We start from the raw sequence: 19,639 nt of genomic DNA on the forward strand, positions 1-19,639 counted from the left end.
AGTTATTTTTAGTTTTCTACAGGATGATGTAGGTGTACGGAAACCCATCCAGTCAGAAAGATTTATAGATAACATTCGAATGTTGGTAGCTGCCTAAGAGTACAAACTGAATAAATAAGTGAACAGTCCGGATGAACAATGTTTTTCTGGGACTGTTTTTTTATGTATGTCAGTCAAAGGTAACAAAAAATTCAACAACAATAGGGCTAGGGCTAGGGCAAGGGATGAAATGATCTAAGATAAAATTCTTTACCGAACGTTCTAAAAGTGATATATTGTTGTTGTAAGAGAACGGGTTTCTATATTTATAATTGAACGAATCGTTCTAAAAAACTCAACACAATGACATTTCAAGAGGGGAGGTAGTAATATGAAAACTGTTGCGATCATTGGGGCTGGACCCGGACTAGGCCTCTCATTAGCCAAAACATTCGGAAGACACGGTTATCGTATTGCCTTAGTATCAAGGACACAGGTGAAACTGGATCAGTATGCAGAGCAGTTGAACCAGATGGGGATTGAAGCCAGAGGATTTGCCGCGGATATTTTGAGTGGGACATAAGAATGAAGAAGTGAATTTTTTTTGAATTAATTAGAATGATTATTCTAAAATTAATGATGAAGGAAGGAGCATTAAATATGGAGTATCGTGTATTAGGAAATACTGGCCTTAAAGTAAGCAGTTTTGTATTAGGTACAGGTACGTTTGGTTTCTGGGGGAACAATACGGAGAAAGAAGCTGCAGTTATGTTGGATGAGGCTTTGGCTGGAGGTATTAATCTGATCGACACGGCGGACGTATACTCCAATGGACAATCCGAAGAAATACTGGGTAACCTTCTAAAGGGACGCAGACAGGATGTTATTATCGCCACTAAAGGCGGAATGCCTATGGGCAGTGGGCTTAATCAATCCGGTAACTCGAAATATTGGATTAAACGTGCAGTAGAGGATAGCTTGAGAAGGCTGCAGACGGACTATATCGACTTGTATCAACTGCATCAGCCTGATCCTCATACCGATATTGAGGAAAGCCTTGATGCACTTACGGATTTGGTGCGAGAAGGAAAGATTCGTTATATTGGTACATCCAATTTTCAAGCGTGGCAAGTAACCGAGGCACAATGGAGTAGCGAACGTAACAACACGGCACGTTTTATATCCGAACAAGCTCCATATTCCATTTTGAATCGGAGTATTGAATTCGACTTGCTTGCTGCAACCCAAAAATATGGAATGGGTGTATTGGTGTGGAGCCCACTTTCGGGCGGCTTGCTAACAGGAAAATACCGCTCTGGGGAAGCGGCTGCCGAAGGTTCCAGAGCAGCAGGATCACTTGGGAAACTTTCTATTGTTGTGGACCCGAATCGAGAGGAAAACCGCTCCAAGTTCGAAGCCGTTGCCAAGCTCCAAGCCCTTGCGGATGAAGCAGGATTAACGTTGCCTCATCTTGCTATGGCATTTACACAAGCCCATCCATCCATTACTTCTGCAATCGTAGGGGCAAGAACAATTGAGCAGTTGCGTGAAACGTTAAAGGGAAGTGACATCCGCCTAAGCACTGATATCCTGGATGCGATCGATGCAATCGTTCCGCCGGGAGTGACTCTGGATGCGCTAGAAAAAGGCTGGACACCTGATTGGTTACAAGCAAGCAAACGAAGAATTCAGGGATAGTTTCGACTTTGCCGAGTAGTCACTCCAATGTATATGAATAAACGAGGTGATGACCAATGGCAAGATCCAAAGAGTTTGAAGTACATGAAGTATTGGATAAAGCGATACACCTGTTCTGGACTCAAGGATATGAGAAAACATCAATGCAAGAATTGGTTGAGTTAATGGGGATTCATCGAAAAAGTATCTATGATACCTTTGGGGATAAGCGTTCCTTGTTTATGAGAGCACTGGAACGGTATGAGATGCAGCAGAGTAGCTATGTCAGGCTTCTGATTGAAAAGGACATACCCATTAAACAATTAATTCGCGAGATGTTGGAATTAACCGTTAGATGCGAAGGGCAGCCTATTGGATGTTTTATGGTGAATTCAGGCGTGGAACTAGGTGTCTTAGATCCTGAGGTTTCATCCTTGGTGGATGAGAACTATATGAGAACAGAGGAATTATTAGCAAGCCTTATTCTCAAAGGGCAGCAGACAGGTGAGATTAAGGCTGATCTTGATCCGACAATGAATTCTCAATATCTGATGAACGCTTGGCTTGGACTACGTACGATGGTCAAGACAACAACGGATAAACAAAAGTTAACGAATATTATCGATATATCAGTATCTATTTTGGATTAAACAGACAGATCAAAAGGAGAGATTGAAATGAAATATACAGTGATTACAGGAGCAAGTTCAGGGATTGGATATGAAACGGCATTGGCCTTTGCAGCACGTGGCAAAAACTTGATTTTAGTAGTCAGAAGACGGGATAAACTGGAGGAGCTTAAAGCCACCATTCAAGGTTTAAATCCCCAAGTACAAGTGTTTGTTCACACCAGTGACCTGTCTGTTACGGCAGAGGCATATACCCTGTACAACAATTTGAAAGAATATGAAATCGAGACTTGGATCAACAATGCAGGACTTGGAGAAAGCTCATTCATTACTGATCAGAATTTGGATAAAGTGGAGACCATGTTGCGTGTAAACATTGAATCCTTAACCGTTCTTTCTACACTGTATGTGCGAGATTATGCGAATGTCGAAGGTACTCAATTGATTAACGTCTCATCCGCACTTGGATATGCCATTGCTGTAGGCAGTGTAGCTTATTCTGCATCAAAATACTACGTTAGTGCCTTCACAGAAGGTCTTGCCAAAGAACTGGAACTGAAAGGTGCAAAACTTAAAGCGAAGGTGCTTGCACCAGCGATCACGGAAACAGAATTTGTACAAAAATCAATTGATGCTGAAGGGTTTGATTACAAAGCGAATATGTCCAAATATCATACTGCTAAAGAAATGGCAGGCTTCATGATTGATCTGTATGACCACAACGAAGTGGTTGTAGGGATTGTAGATCAGAACTATGATTTTCAGCTGACAGGTGCGATCTACCCGGTGATTTCAGAATTGAATTAATACAGAAGAATCCAGAGGATACATTTACAAAATCTCAAATAAGAAGAGGAGTACATTCAATTGGAAAAGATATGGAGTAAAACGAAAATTGGCAACATGGAATTGCCTCACCGCCTAGCGATGGCACCCATGACACGCAGTCGAGCACAAGAAGATGGTACACCTGGAGAGTTGGCGGCACTTTATTATGCTCAACGTGCAACGATGGGACTCCTGATTACGGAAGGAACACAACCTTCCGATGATGGACAGGGATACTTGTGGTCACCTGGCATCTACACCGATAAGCATATTGAAGGATGGAAAAAGGTAACGGATGCGGTGCATGAAGCTGGCGGATATATATACATCCAATTAATGCATGCGGGTCGCATGTCACATCCAGACAATACCCCGCATCATCGTCAACCGGTTGCGCCATCTGCAATCGCACCGGGTGTAGAAATGTTTACGGCTACAGGGATGCAGGATATTCCCGTTCCCCGCGAATTGAGTCAGGAGGATATTCAAACGACCATCGCAGATTTCCGAAAAGCCGCTGCCGCAGCAATTAAAGCAGGTGCGGACGGCGTTGAAATTCATGGAGCCAATGGGTATCTAATCAATCAATTCCTTGGAGAAAATTCGAATACACGGACAGATGAGTATGGGGGATCTATAGAAAATCGTGCTCGGTTTGCAATTGAAGTAACGAAAGCTGTTGTTGAAGAAATTGGAGCAGAACGTACCGGCTTCCGGATATCTCCTGGAACACCTCTTGGTGGAATCCAGGATGGGGAACAAGGTCCTGAACTTTATCGTTATCTTGCCAAAGAATTAGCCCAATTGGACTTGGTTTATCTGCATATCATGCATCTTGGAAATGAAGACTTGCTCCAGGACATTCGTTCAATTTGGCAAAATCCATTGCTGGTTAATCGGGCTGGAAGAACTTTGGAGGATCTCAGTGTCGATTTAGATCGTGGTCTCGCTGATCTGGTACCTGTAGGTGTGTGGTCCTTAGCTAATCCAGATTTGGTGGAACGACTTCAACAAGGTTCGCTACTAAATGAAGCAGACCCGACAACATTCTTTGGATTGGGAAGTAAGGGCTACACGGATTATCCTACGTTGGAAGAATTAAAGTCACAAGAAGGGCAGCACTAGCACAAAGCATGGAGCATGGCTTACAACTGAACATTGTGCGCCATGTTCCTAGTCTATAAGCAAAGGAAGAGGATAAATGATGAAAGCAGCTCAAATTCAGAAATACTCCAAAAAAATTCAAGTGGAAATCAACGATATTGAGAAACCTCAGATACAGAGCCATGAGGTCCTCGTCAGAGTAAAAGCTGCAGGTGTAAATCCGCTGGATATCTTGAATATGAATGGCAGTGTTCGGATGATTGCCGACTATAGGTTACCTCTAACTTTAGGGAATGAACTATCGGGTGTTATTGAAGCCGTTGGTGATGATGTTTTGAATTTTAAAGTGGGTGATAAGGTTTATACCAGGTTGCCACTGAATAAAATTGGTGCTTTTGCTGAATATGCGGCTGTACATGAGGATGCCTTATCCATGATGCCTGAAAATCTATCTTTTATCGAAGCTGCGGCGGTACCCCTTACTGCCCTGACCGCGTATCAAGCATTGCATGATGTACTCCGAGCTGAACCGAATAAAAAGTTGTTTATTCCTGGCGGAACCGGTGGATTTGGTGCAATGGCCATCCCGATTGCCAAGTCCATGGGATTAACGGTTATCACTAGTGGCAGTGAAAGGGGCAGAGCACGTAGTTTATCCATTGGAGCAGATCAATTCATTGATTATAAGACCGAGCGTTATGCTGATATCCTGTCCGATATCGATTATGTCATTGACACTTTGGGCGCGGACGAAATCAAAGATGAATTTAGCATTTTGAAACCACACGGGAAATTGGTCTCTTTGAAGGCAGGACCCAATTATCGCTTTGCAGTGGACAGTCAATTCCCGTTGTGGAAAAGAGCATTGTTTGGTCTCGTAGGTGCACGCTTGGATTCAATGGCACGTAAGACTCAAACTGAATACCGTTTTTTATTCGTGCATTCCAGTGGGATTCAATTGCAAGAAATCACTTCTCTTGTAGAAAAAGAAGACATTAAACCTTCGATCGATTCTACGTATACGTTTGATGATATTGAAAAGGCATTGATTAAAGTGTCCACGGGTCACTCCCAGGGTAAAGTCATTCTTACCTTTTAAAGGCCAAACGAGAGCATATTATTCGATGTTTGTTTTCTGAACAGGAGGGAAGCTAATGGCGAGAAGCAAAGAGTTCGATGAGTCTGTTGTACTGGATAAAGCGATGAGACTTTTTTGGGAACAAGGGTATGAGAAGACGTCTATGACAGATCTGGTCGATCATATGGGAATTCATCGTAAAAGCTTGTATGACACATTTGGCGACAAACATACCTTGTTTCTAAAGTCAGTAGATCTGTATGATCACAAAATCAGCTCTGCCCTTGCAGCAGGAGTAAAGCGTTCTAAAACGGCAACGGAAGCACTTCAGTTTATATTTCTTTCTTTAATTCATGGAGAGGAGCATCCAGCATCAGGCTGCTTCATTGTTAATTCGACAGTGGAATTGGCGGCACGCGATGAAGACATGAACCACCGATCGACGGAGATGTTTGCAAATACGGAGAAACTAATCAAGGACATTATGGTGTGGGGACAGCGAGACGATGAATTCACTACGGAGTACAACGCCGAGGTATTGGCGGAATATCTGCATAATGTAGGTGTTGGGTTAAGGGTAATGGCCAAGACTTCGATGACCAAGGAAAAACTGCTTCGTATAGCGACACTATCCATGGATCTCATACTGAAGTAGTCTATTTTTTTCACCATTATAGAATGATCATTCTAATAAGGGTGTTCCAGATGAAACATATGTAATAGAAAAGAGAGGCAGGTAACGACATGAGAAAGACAGTTCTAATCACAGGGGTCTCGGGTGGGATCGGTAAAGAGTTAGCAGATCGATTTGCCAAAGGTGGACATCATATTGTGCTGGTAGCACGAAGCAAGGGTAAAATACAGGATCTAGCTCAGGAGTATCAGAAAAAGTATGGTATTCAGGCGACGGTTATTGCCAAAGATGTAGCAGCACCTGGGGTACCACAGGAGATTTATCATGAGCTGAAGGAAAAGGGCATTGTTGTTGACTATCTTGTCAACAATGCAGGCTTTGGTCTGTTCGGGACGTTTATGGAAACGGATATGGAACAAGAAGTTAATATGATTGACGTGAATATCAAGGCTTTAACCGTCATGACAAAACTATTCTTGCCGGATATGATACAACGTGGACACGGCGGTGTGATGAATGTGGCTTCGTTGGTAGGTTTTTTCCCTGGACCGATGATGTCGGTATATTATGCAACAAAGGCATACGTGCTATCGTTCACTGAGGCTTTGGAGAATGAAGTAAACGGTACTGGTGTTACGGTGACAGCACTGTGCCCAGGCCTGACATCCACCGGGTTTGTTGATCGCTCGGGTATGGGTGTCTCGAAGATGTTGCAGGGCCCGATCATGGAAGCCGGACAGGTGGCCGAAAGAAGGGTATCAAGGCTTTTTACGTGGCAAGACGTTAATTATGCCTGGTGCTCGAAACCGATTCATCGCGTTTATGCCGCGCTTGTTACCGCGTAAGATGATGACTCGTATGATTAGATCCTCACAGGACAAGACAGGACATTAAACATAAAAAGGAGCTGGTCGATTTTGATCTTTTATGATTCCCCACAAGCAACTGTTTCATGGAATGAGGATAATAAGGTAGTTGTTTTGCAATGGAAGAGCTTTGCGCGAGGTGAACAATATCGTACACCACTAAATAAATTATTGGAGTTAGCGGAGCAAAAACGCTCGAATAAGGCATTATACGATAGCCGTCACTTGGCCGTTATTTCGCCAGATGACCAAGAATGGGTTACACAAGAGTGGTACCCGAGATCACTCGAAGCAGGACTTAAGTATTCAGCACTGCTTGTTCCCCATAAAGCAATAGCTAAATCGAGTGCAAACCGAATGCTCTCAGGAATGGACATATCCAACCCATCTCAAGAATTCCATGACTTAGATGAAGCCTTCCAATGGCTGGCAATTGTAAAATAAGAAGGTAAGAAAACATGATATGCATAAATCAATGCGGTTACTATGGAGAGGATAAATCAGATCTTCTCCAATTCACTCGTATCACTGTCTCCTTGGAGGGAAGCTGAAGGGCACAAATTGAATCTTCTTTTTATCCCATGAGAACAGACTTTTTTTGTATCAGATTATTGTAGGAAGTAGAACCATTTGAATTTGGTGCCAGCAACAAAAAACAAAACAATCCATCCCCACAGAATCAACAAACGTAGAGGTCGTGGAATCAGGAGATATTCTGAGTACAATTTGCTGAAAAAAATTATCACAGTTAACCACCCCTGTTAAGTTAATCCCTTATATCCACTTTCGAAAGAAAAAGAAGTAAGACGATAAGATAACCGTGGCGTAGGTCTCGAGGTTTCTTAGGTATATTATATCATGATAAAAACCAGAGAAACTTTTTGTATCAGATTCAGCCATGCCTACGCATTCAAATAAATCGAACGAAATAATGCTGGCATGCCAATATATAGTGTAAGGAGGAAGGGGATGGCTAATGAGTGAACAGGATGAGTACATAGAACTTGTGACGTTAATACGTGCGGGGCATGAAGAAGCATATGGAGAGTTATATGAAAAAACAGTGACGGGTGTATATCGGACTGTGCGATTTCTCATCAAAGAAGAGTCTGACGTGGAGGATGTGGTACAGGAGATTTATATTCAGGCTTATCGATCATTGACACGATATGATGCGAAGCGTGCTTTTCGTCCCTGGTTAATGGGTGTGACGATGCGACAGGTTCAGAGTTATCGACGCAAAAGATTGATGCAGTTTCGGTTTGGCAAGCAGATCGAAAAATCTGACGTGGGACTAGAATATGATTTTTCCACTGATCTGGTCAACAAACTGGCCAATCGTCTTCTGCTGGAACAGGTGCACCGTTTACCGTACAAGTTGCAGCAGGTGGTCACACTTCATTATTTGAATGAATACACGCAAGAGGAGATTGCTGGCATATTGGAAATTCCGCTTGGAACCGTAAAATCGCGCATACATTCGGCGCTGGCGAAGTTGAGACAGAAAGAGAAGATGAATCCAAGGTTGCGGGGAAAGGTGGAGGATCTGCATGAAACTCGATGAACAGTTGCGGACAGCCTACCAGGAAGAGACCAAAGACTGGTCCGTTCCTGCGAGAATTAAACATAAAATGATGGATGGTATACGAAGTGATTCACACATCAGAAGAAATCGAAAAAAATGGCTGGTCACTGGGCTATTGGCTGCTGTACTCATTATTCCCACCGGAGTCTACGCAGGATACACCTATCTCGCAGACGGAATATATGGTTCACAGGAGAATATCAGAGCTATGGGGGGAACAGCTGAGGATTATATGAGGTTGGAAGCAAAGCTGCAGACGGCCAAGGCCCATTTCAGCGAAGAAGAATTTGTTCGATATATGGACTTGCTGAAGCAAATGGGGCATATGGCCGTGAAGTATGCCGATTCTCAGGGCAATATGCATCCAGAGCAGTGGAATACGATAGAGCAGGAACAGTATAACGCTCTTGTAGCTGAACTGGAACCGTTTTTCGAGAAGCTGGAAGGTGTGAGTGTAGGGTCCTCCATAAAAATGATGGATGAGCAGCAATTTTGGACGGAACAGTTGGTACAGGCAGAGAAGACATTTACCAAGGAACAATATCGTGAGTTCAAGTCTGTCTATGAACAAATGAAAAAATACAAAGTTATGGTTATGGACAAGGATGGAAGTATCCATGAGGAACGCTTGTCAGCGGAACAGAAGGATGATTTAAGGCAGCTAGAGAGGCGCCTAATTCCCTATTTGAAACGGTTGGGACTTAATATACGTTGAGTCGTGTGACCTGTGAAAGAGGAGCAGAAGTGGAGAAGCGAATACTTTCGCTTCTTTCTTTATGTTGTGATCTAATTATTTCTTCCCCTGCATATTCAGTCGATACTGATGAGGTGTTGTACCTGTGGCATTACGGAATACTTTACAAAAGTAGGACGGACTCGACATACCGACACGGTGACCGATTTCGGGAACGGTATGTGAGGAACGGGTGAGCAGTACACAGGCATGACGAATGCGGGTAGCTTGAGCATAAGCGACAATGGTGGTGCCGGTCGCTTTTTTGAATACATGAGACAGATAATAGGGAGATAGATGAAGTGTATCTGCGATATGCTCCAAACGGAAAGGCTGTGCATAATGCTGTTCAATCCACTGGATTGCAGCTTCGGCATGAGGATGAAGAATATTTGCATTGGATGGGGTGCCCGCCTGGGAATCACGAGTTGCAACATCTTTCCATAAGTAGCGAAGTTGCGTAAGTGAATCGAGCACAAAGAGACAGGTATCCTCCCCAGCTTCATGAGGTAGCAGATCTGGATAAGTCTTATCGAATTGTTCCATTCGTTGAATGAGTGGGGAAGTGGCAGCAAGTCGGATGGGCTGAATGGGGGATTGCTCTCCCAGCAGATCGTGTATGAAATGGTGAGTCGTCATAAAATGCGACCAATGAGCCTTCAACAGATCAAGTTCAACCATGAGTACATTTCGAATGAAAGGCTGCTGTCTGGATACCTGAATCTGGATGTGATGCAATTGAAAAGGTCGAAAAATCATGAGCATACCGGGTTCAAGGGAGAAAACCTGACCTTCGGTTATCAACTGGCCATATCCTTCGTGAATATATGTTATCTCTATTTGTGAATGAGCATGGAACACTTCGCGAAACGTAGTGTTGGATGTGCGACGACAGGCCAGATTAAATTGTTCTCCGAGGATGATGGACATCATGAACACCTCCCTTATCATGCGCAAGATAGTTTTATTTTAGCACAAGATGAACGCATAAAAGCGCTTTATTATTGCGTATTGTGAAGGGAATAAGGGAGGTATGCAACGATGTTAAAAGTGGCGATTATCGGAGCAGGTGCAATTAGTGGAGCACATATCTCAGCATATTTGGCATTCCCTGAGAGATGTCAGATTGTTGCTGTGGTCGATATCTACGTGGAAAAAGCACAGAAGCGAATTAATGAATATGGTCTGGAAGGTGTACAAGCTGTCACGGATTACACAGATTTACTTGCTCAAAACATTGATCTGGTTTCAGTCTGTACACCACCTTATACCCATGCTCCAATCGCGTGCGATTTCTTGCAAGCAGGTGCACATGTACTGGTCGAAAAACCGATGGCCTCTTCCCTGGAGGAAGCGGATCTGATGCTGAGAGCAACCGAGAAAAGTGGAAAGCTGTTATCGGTGGTAGCTCAGAATCGGTTTACGACTCCAATGATGAAGTTAAAAGGTGTGTTGGACAGTAAACGAATGGGCCCTATAGTTCATGTGCAGGTGGATTCGTTCTGGTGGCGAGGTCACAATTATTATGATCTGTGGTGGCGTGGGACATGGGAAAAAGAAGGCGGGGGTTGTACCCTTAATCATGCGGTGCATCATATTGATGCCATGCTCTGGATGATGGGACCTCCAGTGGAATTACAGGCGATGATGGCAAATACGGCACATGATCATGCCGAAGTTGAGGATATATCCATCGCGATGCTTCGCTTCCAGGAAGGTGCGCTTGGCATGATTACCAGTTCCGTCGTACATCACGGAGAGGAACAGCAGTTAATTTTTCAAGGCAAAGAAGCCCGGGTATCTGCACCTTGGAAAGTGGTTGCTTCTACCGCGCGGAATAACGGATTTCCGGAACCAAATCAAGAGTTGGAACACCAGATTCAGCAGCTGGTTGACGAATTACCGGATGTTACTCATGTGGGCCATGCTGGGCAAGTTGAGAATGTGTTAAACGCTATTGAGACAGGATCTCCCCTTCTGGTGGATGGCGGAAGTGGTCGGAATACACTTGAACTGATTGTAGGAATCTATAAATCCGCAAGCACGGGGGAAAAGGTTGTTTTCCCACTAGGGTCGGAAGATACGTTTTACACAAGAGAAGGAATGATGCAACACGCCGTACACTTTTATGAAAAAAAGACGACGGTGGAGAACTTCGAGGATTCGAGTATTACACTCGGGAATAAGTTGGATTCTTAGTATTTTAAGTACTTCCAGTTTTTTTCATCCATTTAACTCGCAATCGCTTCAAGATAATAATCTCCATAGTCATGGATTGGATCAACAGAAAGAGGGCGCAAATGAAACGCGCAGGACTACTTACTCCTTGAGACAACATCACTTTGGGTGGAAGAGGAGGGGCAGACGCGCCGGTTTCCAAATGGACCGTATTTCATCCAGTTATTTCGCAAAACTGCTGGGACGATCCCAATTCAGTATCGGCAACAATTTGAACGAAGCAGTAAGCATTATTTTAGTTCTCAAAAAAAAGAGCGTTATTACGTCTCTATATACAATTAGTATTTACCGTTTGAAGTAAATAAATCCCGGCTGTGGATTGCACTAGCCAGTTGCTAAATGCGATACTCCACCTCCGGGATTACACAGCGTTACCTTCAAGCTAAATAAACCATAAGGATTCCTCAAGCTATTACAGCCACTTATCAGCCCAACGTTCCACGGCGCTTAGCGCTCTCCCCAGTTCCGTGCCTTTTCGTGACAACATATATTCAGTTCGAACTGGGCGTTCCGTGACCACATGGCGAACCACGAGTCCTTCTTCCTCCAATTCCTTCATTCGCTCATTTAACACACGTTTGCTCAAGTCAGGGATATAAGCGTGAATCTCACTGAAGCGTTTGGGTTCCTCCATCAATGCATGGATAATGAGGGCTACCCATTTTCGGCCAATGATCTGATAAGATTGTTCCACTTTTGTGCATATTTGCTTGGCATTCTCATCATCGCTCATGATTGTGCTCCTTTGATTTAGTATTGCCTGTAATATCATTAGTATACTTATTGTAACCTACTTGTCCACAGGCCATATGTGTAAAATGTCACATACCAATTGTTCTTAATGTTACCACATAAAGCGTTATCATCAAATAAAAACCCTATAAACACTGGAGTTCACAGGTTCGACACGATTATTGACGAATTGTGACGACAGGTGTAATATGGGTAACGTTAATTCAAATGGTTACAATTTATAACCTAAACACAGGTTGTGGAGAGAAGGAATGTTCCATGGTTGAATTCAGGCGTGTTATATAAACGGAGGCAAGGCGGGGAACACATCCACTTATTCCGTCTTTTGTCATGCTTGGATTTGGACATTTTGCAACATCATATACTATACTGCACAGATCACAGGAGGCACTCCAATGGATGCAATGACATTTGTCCTGTTCGGGGCAACAGGCGATTTAGCCAAACGCAAGATTTATCCTGCATTATATAACTTGTACATGGATCAGAAAATGCCGAAATCCTTCTCCGTTATCGGGTTGGGACGACGTGAGTTGTCAGATACAGATTTCCAGGCGAATGTTGAAAAGTCACTGCATGAATTTTCACGTCAGACGCCGGAAGAAGCATCTCAAGTTCGTGATTTCATTGGAGCTTTCCGTTATTGTTCACTAAATAATACGAAGCTTGAGGATTACACTAAACTGTTGGAGTTGGTTCAACAGCGTGAACAAGAGCTTAACATTCCCGAAAACCGCATGTTCTACATGTCGGTGGCACCGGAATTCTTTGAGCCAATTGCATTAAACATTCAAGAAAGTGGCCTGGGTAACACCAAAGGTTGGAAGAAACTGATTATCGAAAAACCATTTGGACACGACCTGCAATCGGCTCGTGATCTGAACGAAAAACTGAGCAATACCTTTGCGGAAGAAGAGATCTATCGCATTGACCATTTCCTCGGTAAACCGATGGTTCAAAATATTGAGACGCTCACCTATGCAAATCCGGTGATTCAGGCGTTGTGGTCTAACCGTTATATTGCCAATGTACAGATTACGGCAAGTGAGACCGTGGGTGTTGAAGAACGTGCCGCGTATTACGACCAAAGCGGTGCCCTTCGTGACATGTTTCAAAACCATATGCTTCAGTTGCTGATGATGATTGGTTTGCACTTGCCCAAACGTTGCACACCGGAAGAAATTCAATTCAAAAAGCAAAAAGTTGCTGAAGCACTTCGTCCGTTGACAAAAGAAAATATCGCTTCTGAAGTTGTTCGTGCACAATATGCAGCAGGTGAGCTGCAAGGTTCCTCGGTTGTTGGATATCTGGACGAGCCTGGCATCCCTGCCGGATCTCAGAACGAGACCTATGTTGCCGCGAGACTATGGATCGATGATCCATTCTGGAGCGAGGTACCATTTTACATCCGTACAGGTAAACGTCTGGCTGAGAAATCCACCAGAATTGTTGTTGAATTCAAGTCTCCACTGAAGACGGGGCATGAATCCGAGAATACAACGGAACCTAACTTGCTGACGATTGAAATTGGTCCGGGAGAAAGCATCTCGCTTCAATTAAATGCGAAGAATCCATTGAACCATGGTGAAGTGGAGCCTATGCATATGACCTTCAACTCAGGTAAACGTAACATCCCTGAAGCTTACGAGAATCTGATCTTTGATGCGATGCGTGGAGATTCCACCTTCTTCGCTCATTGGAACGAAGTGGAGCTGGCATGGCAATGGGTGCAACCGATTCAGGAGGCATTCGAAGCAGGCAGCGTGCCACTGGATACGTACAGTGCAGGTTCGCATGGACCCGAGTCAGCAGATCGCCTGACCGCAGCAGACGGCTACCGTTGGTGGTAAGTGAAACGAAAAAGTGAACACAGAGATAAGAGCGGTATAAGCCGTTCTGCTCACGAATGAACATTTTGCACAATCCAATTGCGTCTTCTAAGTGAGCAGGATATAGAACGACAAGCTTCTATGCGCCTAGAGCGTTTGTGCTTGGAGCGAACTGGATTGATAAAGAAAAATGCTGATATATATGAAGTATTTATGATGAATTATACCGTTCCAATTTTGCATAAGCCCTTCCGGTTATGTGACCGGAAGGCCGTGAAAATTTTTAAATATAGATTAGCGGACGCACTGAGTTTTTTGCCTAAGTAGCGACGTAGTGTAGGGGACGGAATCGATTCTGTAGAAGCAAAGCGTTCGCCTTTGTATCCAAATTTCATCAATTTAAAGGTTGATGAAAAGAAATTTGGATACAACAGCGATCGAAAGAACGATCCGTAACCGGAACGATTGCTGCGAAACGGGAATGTAGTCTGGCGCTCTGCAACAAAGATGAAATTTAAACATTGTTCATAACAGGAGGATTTTAAAATGAAACTTGGACTTGTCGGATTAGGAAAAATGGGATTGAACTTGGGTAGAAACTTGATTGATCACAAACACGAAGTGGTTGCTTTTGACCTGAACGCTGAAGCAGTAAAAGAAATGAAAGAATACGGCGCTGAAGGCGTATCTTCTTACGCAGAGATGGTGGCTTCGCTCGAATCCCCACGTGTACTGTGGATCATGGTCCCTCACAACGTAGTAGACGCTGTACTTGCTGAAGTTAGTCCATTGCTCTCCAAAGGCGACATCATTATTGAAGCGGGTAACTCCCACTATAAGGAATCCATCCGTCGTTACGAAGAGATGAAACCTAAAGGTATTCACTACATGGATGCAGGTACATCTGGCGGTATGGAAGGCGCACGTAACGGTGCCTGTTACATGATCGGTGGCGATCCTGAAGCTTGGGCAATCGTTGAGCCAGCATTTAAAGACACTGCTGTAGAGAACGGTTATCTGTATGCAGGTAAAGCGGGTAGCGGTCACTTCCTCAAAATGGTTCACAATGGTATCGAGTACGGGATGATGGCATCCATCGGTGAAGGTTTTGACGTATTGGAGAAAAGTGGATTTGATTTCGACTTCGAACAAGTGGCTCGCGTATGGAACAACGGTTCCGTTATCCGCTCTTGGTTGATGGAGCTGACAGAACGTGCCTTCTCCAAAGATGCGAACCTCGACGAGATTAAAGGTGTAATGCACTCTTCCGGCGAAGGACGCTGGACGGTAGAAACGGCATTTGACCTTCAAACCGCTACACCAGTTATCGCATTGTCCTTGCTGATGCGTTATCGTTCCCTGGAAACAGATACATTCACAGGTAAAGTGGTAGCAGCATTGCGTAATGAATTTGGCGGTCACGCTGTAGAGAAAAATTAATTTTATATATAACTGTTAACATATGATGAACATTGGGTAATGACTTATATCGTGTTTACGAATTCATCAAGTGGAGGTAACATATCATGAAATTTTTCTTGGATACAGGGAATGTGGAAGAAATCAAACGGATCGAACGTCTGGGTCTGGTGGATGGAGTCACGACTAACCCGTCTTTGATCGCCAAAGAAGGTCGCGTATTTAAAGAAGTCATTCAGGAGATCTGTGGCGTTGTTAAGGGCCCGGTCAGTGCTGAAGTCATCGGTCTCAAAGCTGAGGATATGTTGAAGGAAGCTTATGAAATTGCAGAATGGGCACCGAATGTAGTCATTAAATTGCCGATGACCGAAGATGGGCTGTACGCTTGTCATGAGTTGACGCAAAAAGGGATCAAAACTAATGTAACCCTGATTTTCTCCGCAGCACAGGGCCTGATGGCGGCGAAAGCCGGTGCAACCTACATCAGTCCATTCGTTGGTCGCTTGGATGATATTGCGGTGGATGGTATGAAATTGATTCGTGATCTGCGTCTTATTCTGGACATGTATGATCTGCCTTCCGAGATTATCGCAGCAAGCATTCGCAATATCAAACATGTAGAGGATGCAGCCCTTTCCGGTGCGCATATTGCCACTATTCCGGGTTCGCTTCTGCCGACACTTTGGAAACACCCACTGACGGACAGCGGGATTGAACGTTTCCTGAAAGACTGGGAATCTGTTCCGAAATAAAAGGATAGAACATAGCCTAAATCTTTGGGTGGTCTGAACAGAAAGCCTTTCGCCTTGCAGAGTAATCTGCGGGTGAAAGGTTTTTTTATCTCTGTTTATGTGTTTCCGATTTCCGATTAGATCAGCAATAAGGAGTACTTGTCCCTTTCATGTTGTTGTTACTTTCTATCCAGTGTCCACGTACTGTCCTTCTTTTTCAGGACAACGGTGCATAAGGTTAACATATAGCCTATAGCTCATCCCGTAGGGGAGGGACACTTCGATGATGAGAAGAAAATGGCGAAGCCGGAGACGCCGTAAGCCGCCAAGCGGCAAACGCAAAATGTGGTTGATCATTTTATTAATCACCGCGTTTTGTTTGATGCAGGGCTTTGCTTATGTGGATAAAAAGATGAAGCCCCCCATCATGCATTTGGCCAAGATCAGAGTGAAGCAGATTGCGACTGAAGCGATCAACAAGGCGATTACAGCACAGGTTGCAGATGGCAAAACCAACGAAGGACTGATTGACTGGAAGACGGATACCGCCGGGAAAGTTTCCGGTTTCATGCTGAACTACAATGAGCATATGCGAATCACTGCAAGTACGATGAATATTGTGCAATCCACGCTGCAGAATGTACACATGTTAAAAGAAAAAATCCCGCTGGGGCAGGCGCTCGGCAGTCCGGTGTTGGCTTCATTTGGCCCGAGTATACCGGTTCGTATTGAGCCCCAAGGCGCTGTCAAAGTGGACCTGAACACCCGTCAACAGAATGCGGGTATTAACATGATTTTGGTGGAAGTGTACATTCACATCATTGCTGAGGTCGCGGTCGTGGTACCCTTCGACATGGAGCCCGAAACGGTCGATACGGAGATCCCGATTTCCTACCTTCTGGTTGTCGGGGATGTGCCAATGTATTATTACGATAATCAGGGCAAGCCAGTGGGCAGTAACGGCAGTAATGCCCCAGCTATTGCACTGCCCTCAGGTCATACGGGTGTATCAAGCGGTAATGGAGTAACTACGAATCCCCTTAACCAGAACCAGCAACAGACGCCGTCAGACCATTTGCAAGGGAATGAACTTGAATTTGAGCCGGATGATTTGCCTGATGTGAATGGGGGATTGCAACCTAATAAGGATACCCAGCCATGATACACACAAATTTGAATTGCAAAGCAAAGAAGAGGCCTCTATTAAAGAGGTCCCTTTTTCGAATGCTTATCGTACTGTGAGCCGAAGAGAATCGACTTAATCCCGCCAATTTACAGGTTTGGATCAAGACATGAGGTGTACTCCAAATTGCTTACGCATACCGAGCATATCCTCGTTTCACTTGCTTTTCTTGTTCTTTTGTTTACGTTCATCCTGTTCCCAATGTTTCAGCAGTGGATAAGGATCGAACGACCATTCGTGCAGTCCGCTATCCCGGTAGATCCCATAGTGCAGATGTGGAGGGAATTTGCCCTGTGTCCCCGGTTTCCCATATCCAGAACTGCCAACCCAACCCACGACCTGACCAGGGATAACCACTTCACCAATGCGTGCGCTCTTGTCAAAACCCGAGAGATGGGCGTAGTAATGATAATGGTTGTTCAAATCCCGAATTCCGATGCGCCAGCCGCCAAACGGATTCCAACCTTTAATCTCCACGACCCCGTAACAGGTACTGCGCACAGGCAGGCCATGCGGAGCGAAGATATCCGTTCCCTCATGAATGCGATAACCGCCCCAGCTTCTTTTCGTCCCCCAGGTGCTGCGATAGGAGTAGTTGGTTCCGAGCGGGACCGGAAAGGCATGTCCGAATAGATCCAGATTGTCAAAATGCTCATATAACTTCGCGAATTGCTGTATCCGTTGTACAGCACGGGAGTTGTGATAATATTCCCACAAAGCAATGTTAAAGTCCTCTTGCTTGTTCCCGTGACCTTGCATAACAGAAGCCATGCTGTACAGCACATCCTGATCATTGTTGGCATCTGCTATACCGTCTCCTGAACCATCACGTCCATAGCCTTTGAAAAAAAGAATGGATTCCGGATGTTGATCCGTCTCATCGGGATTTAGCCATCCTCTCCAAGCCGGAGGAGTCATGAAGATACCCGTAAGTCGCTCCGGATACTTGCGATCCTTTGGATGTGCCCGAGTAATCGTTCGTTCATACTGATCAATTGCGGCAAGCCTGTACCAGGGAATCTGGGTCATCTGACCGATGGTTTCATATAAATGGCGACGTTCAGCGAAAATTTCTGCGGGTTTTAACTCGGCAGCCTGTGGTTTGGGAGCGGCCTGGGCGGGTTCACTGTAAACTTCAACAGGCAAGAATGGGAGAAGCAGAGTACCTGCAAGTAATGTTTTGATCCAAAAGCGGTACGTGTGCCTGAAGGTCAAGCGTTGTTGCACTGGGAAGCAGCCCCTTTCCATTAGAATGATACAAGGTACCCGATGAACCAAGCTAAAGGTTATCGTTCTTCAAAAGTTCTCATTTTATCCATGTAAGCTTTTGGAGTGAATCGAATTATACAAATTGTCCATATCGGGCATGAATGCACAAGATGTGACAAATGGGGGTTTTTCCAACGCTTTCATGGTATAATATGTTCCGAGCAACAGCCTAACTTCAGTAGAAAGAAGGTTTATGCATTGGCAAAACGTGTTAAAGAACCGAAGCCGGATTGGATTCGGATCAAATTGACAACCGGCGATAACTATCAGGAAATGAAAACGATGATGCGTTCTAAAACGCTGCATACGGTATGTGAGGAAGCAAGATGTCCGAATATTTATGAATGCTGGGCCAACCGAACGGCCACTTTTATGATTTTGGGCGATATTTGCACAAGGGCATGCCGGTTTTGCGCGGTGAATACAGGCTTGCCAACGGAACTTGATCTGCAGGAACCAGAACGTGTGGCGGAAGCAGCAGAGCAGATGAATCTGCAACACTGCGTAATTACAAGTGTAGCCCGTGACGATCTGAAAGACGGGGGAGCTACGATCTTTGCAGAGACGGTAAAGGCCGTACGGCGGCGGTTGCCATTGTGCAGCGTTGAAGTACTCATTCCAGACTTTCTGGGCGATCGGGAATCTTTGCAGATTGTAATGGATGCCAAACCGGACATTCTGAATCACAATATTGAGACGGTTGAGCGGTTGTCAGACAAAGTGCGTGCCAAGGCAAAATATAAACGTTCACTGGAATTGCTTGCTCGTGCCAAAGAAATGCAACCTAACATCCCTACGAAATCAAGCATTATGCTTGGTGTAGGTGAGGAATATAATGAAATTTTATCAACAATGGATGATCTTCGTGCGGTGAACTGTGATATTATGACGATTGGTCAATATTTGCAGCCATCGGAGAAACATCTGTATGTTGAAAAATATTATCCGCCAGAGGAGTTCGCTGCATTGAAACAGGAAGGATTAAAACGTGGGTTCAGCCACGTCGAATCCGGCCCGATGGTACGCAGCTCCTACCATGCGCATGAACAGGTGAAATCGGCTACCAAACATGCTGAACAGGCGGCAACACACGTGTGATGGAGG

At 44.5% G+C, this 19,639-nt stretch carries 20 protein-coding genes; 17 read left to right on the forward strand and 3 right to left on the reverse strand.

The genetic code is table 11. The features are described from left to right. Window positions 1-370 precede the first annotated feature (370 nt). The 11 genes from J7E78_RS07355 (at window position 371) to J7E78_RS07405 (ending at window position 9,095) form a co-directional block, all read left to right on the forward strand. The gene (locus tag J7E78_RS07355; RefSeq protein ID WP_215075638.1) at window positions 371-562 is read left to right on the forward strand and encodes an SDR family NAD(P)-dependent oxidoreductase; all 192 of its coding nucleotides are present in this window, start codon (window positions 371-373) and stop codon (window positions 560-562) included. 77 nt (window positions 563-639) lie between these two features. After that, window positions 640-1,677 (forward strand): aldo/keto reductase, encoded by a 1,038-nt coding sequence (locus J7E78_RS07360; protein WP_215075639.1) that lies wholly within the window; start codon window positions 640-642, stop codon window positions 1,675-1,677. 56 nt (window positions 1,678-1,733) lie between these two features. Beyond that, on the forward strand, window positions 1,734-2,306 hold the full coding sequence (locus J7E78_RS07365) for a TetR/AcrR family transcriptional regulator (RefSeq protein ID WP_215075640.1): 573 nt from the start codon (window positions 1,734-1,736) through the stop codon (window positions 2,304-2,306). Between the two features lie 27 nt (window positions 2,307-2,333). After that, complete coding sequence (locus J7E78_RS07370) at window positions 2,334-3,092, forward strand: SDR family NAD(P)-dependent oxidoreductase (RefSeq protein WP_215075641.1); 759 nt, start codon at window positions 2,334-2,336, stop codon at window positions 3,090-3,092. 60 nt (window positions 3,093-3,152) lie between these two features. Next, window positions 3,153-4,238, forward strand: coding sequence for an alkene reductase (locus tag J7E78_RS07375; RefSeq protein ID WP_215075642.1), 1,086 nt, complete (start codon window positions 3,153-3,155; stop codon window positions 4,236-4,238). A gap of 79 nt (window positions 4,239-4,317) precedes the next feature. Next, the gene (locus J7E78_RS07380; protein ID WP_215075821.1) at window positions 4,318-5,316 is read left to right on the forward strand and encodes an NADP-dependent oxidoreductase; all 999 of its coding nucleotides are present in this window, start codon (window positions 4,318-4,320) and stop codon (window positions 5,314-5,316) included. Between the two features lie 55 nt (window positions 5,317-5,371). Next, complete coding sequence (locus J7E78_RS07385; protein WP_215075643.1) at window positions 5,372-5,950, forward strand: TetR/AcrR family transcriptional regulator; 579 nt, start codon at window positions 5,372-5,374, stop codon at window positions 5,948-5,950. An 89-nt stretch (window positions 5,951-6,039) separates the two neighbouring features. Then, entirely contained in the window at window positions 6,040-6,774 is a 735-nt protein-coding gene (locus J7E78_RS07390; protein ID WP_251034893.1) for an SDR family NAD(P)-dependent oxidoreductase, read from the forward strand. A gap of 72 nt (window positions 6,775-6,846) precedes the next feature. Then, the gene (locus J7E78_RS07395) at window positions 6,847-7,239 is read left to right on the forward strand and encodes a hypothetical protein (protein WP_215075644.1); all 393 of its coding nucleotides are present in this window, start codon (window positions 6,847-6,849) and stop codon (window positions 7,237-7,239) included. A 532-nt stretch (window positions 7,240-7,771) separates the two neighbouring features. After that, entirely contained in the window at window positions 7,772-8,359 is a 588-nt protein-coding gene (locus J7E78_RS07400) for a sigma-70 family RNA polymerase sigma factor (protein WP_215075645.1), read from the forward strand. Beyond that, the gene (locus tag J7E78_RS07405) at window positions 8,346-9,095 is read left to right on the forward strand and encodes a DUF3600 domain-containing protein (RefSeq protein ID WP_215075646.1); all 750 of its coding nucleotides are present in this window, start codon (window positions 8,346-8,348) and stop codon (window positions 9,093-9,095) included. Before J7E78_RS07400 ends, J7E78_RS07405 begins: the two co-directional genes overlap by 14 nt. Window positions 9,096-9,170: 75 nt before the next feature. On the opposite strand, the gene J7E78_RS07410 is transcribed toward J7E78_RS07405, so the two are convergent. Further along, window positions 9,171-10,046 (reverse strand): AraC family transcriptional regulator, encoded by an 876-nt coding sequence (locus J7E78_RS07410; protein WP_215075647.1) that lies wholly within the window; start codon window positions 10,044-10,046, stop codon window positions 9,171-9,173. Window positions 10,047-10,154: 108 nt separating this feature from the next. Between J7E78_RS07410 and J7E78_RS07415 the strand changes: the two genes are divergently transcribed. Beyond that, window positions 10,155-11,312, forward strand: coding sequence for a Gfo/Idh/MocA family protein (locus J7E78_RS07415; RefSeq protein WP_215075648.1), 1,158 nt, complete (start codon window positions 10,155-10,157; stop codon window positions 11,310-11,312). Between the two features lie 451 nt (window positions 11,313-11,763). On the opposite strand, the gene J7E78_RS07420 is transcribed toward J7E78_RS07415, so the two are convergent. Further along, on the reverse strand, window positions 11,764-12,084 hold the full coding sequence (locus J7E78_RS07420; RefSeq protein ID WP_036605715.1) for a winged helix-turn-helix transcriptional regulator: 321 nt from the start codon (window positions 12,082-12,084) through the stop codon (window positions 11,764-11,766). Between the two features lie 415 nt (window positions 12,085-12,499). On the opposite strand from J7E78_RS07420, the gene zwf reads away from it, so the two are divergent. The 4 genes from zwf (at window position 12,500) to yunB (ending at window position 17,245) form a co-directional block, all read left to right on the forward strand. Next, a complete protein-coding gene (gene zwf, locus J7E78_RS07425; RefSeq protein ID WP_215075649.1) occupies window positions 12,500-13,954 on the forward strand; it encodes a glucose-6-phosphate dehydrogenase in 1,455 nt (484 codons plus the stop codon). 525 nt (window positions 13,955-14,479) lie between these two features. Continuing rightward, entirely contained in the window at window positions 14,480-15,373 is an 894-nt protein-coding gene (gene gnd, locus J7E78_RS07430) for a phosphogluconate dehydrogenase (NAD(+)-dependent, decarboxylating) (RefSeq protein WP_215075650.1), read from the forward strand. An 86-nt stretch (window positions 15,374-15,459) separates the two neighbouring features. Further along, on the forward strand, window positions 15,460-16,104 hold the full coding sequence (gene fsa / locus J7E78_RS07435; protein WP_036605718.1) for a fructose-6-phosphate aldolase: 645 nt from the start codon (window positions 15,460-15,462) through the stop codon (window positions 16,102-16,104). 262 nt (window positions 16,105-16,366) lie between these two features. Then, window positions 16,367-17,245 (forward strand): sporulation protein YunB, encoded by an 879-nt coding sequence (gene yunB, locus J7E78_RS07440; RefSeq protein ID WP_215075651.1) that lies wholly within the window; start codon window positions 16,367-16,369, stop codon window positions 17,243-17,245. 177 nt (window positions 17,246-17,422) lie between these two features. On the opposite strand, the gene J7E78_RS07445 is transcribed toward yunB, so the two are convergent. After that, entirely contained in the window at window positions 17,423-18,493 is a 1,071-nt protein-coding gene (locus J7E78_RS07445) for a M23 family metallopeptidase (RefSeq protein WP_311516956.1), read from the reverse strand. Window positions 18,494-18,733: 240 nt separating this feature from the next. Here J7E78_RS07445 and lipA point away from each other — a divergent pair, with 240 nt between their 5' ends. After that, window positions 18,734-19,633, forward strand: a complete 900-nt coding sequence (gene lipA / locus J7E78_RS07450; RefSeq protein WP_215075652.1) for a lipoyl synthase — start codon at window positions 18,734-18,736, stop codon at window positions 19,631-19,633. The last annotated feature ends 6 nt before the right edge of the window (window positions 19,634-19,639 follow it).

Source organism: Paenibacillus polymyxa (genome assembly GCF_018614975.1).
Taxonomy (GTDB): Bacteria; Bacillota; Bacilli; order Paenibacillales; family Paenibacillaceae; genus Paenibacillus; species Paenibacillus polymyxa_E.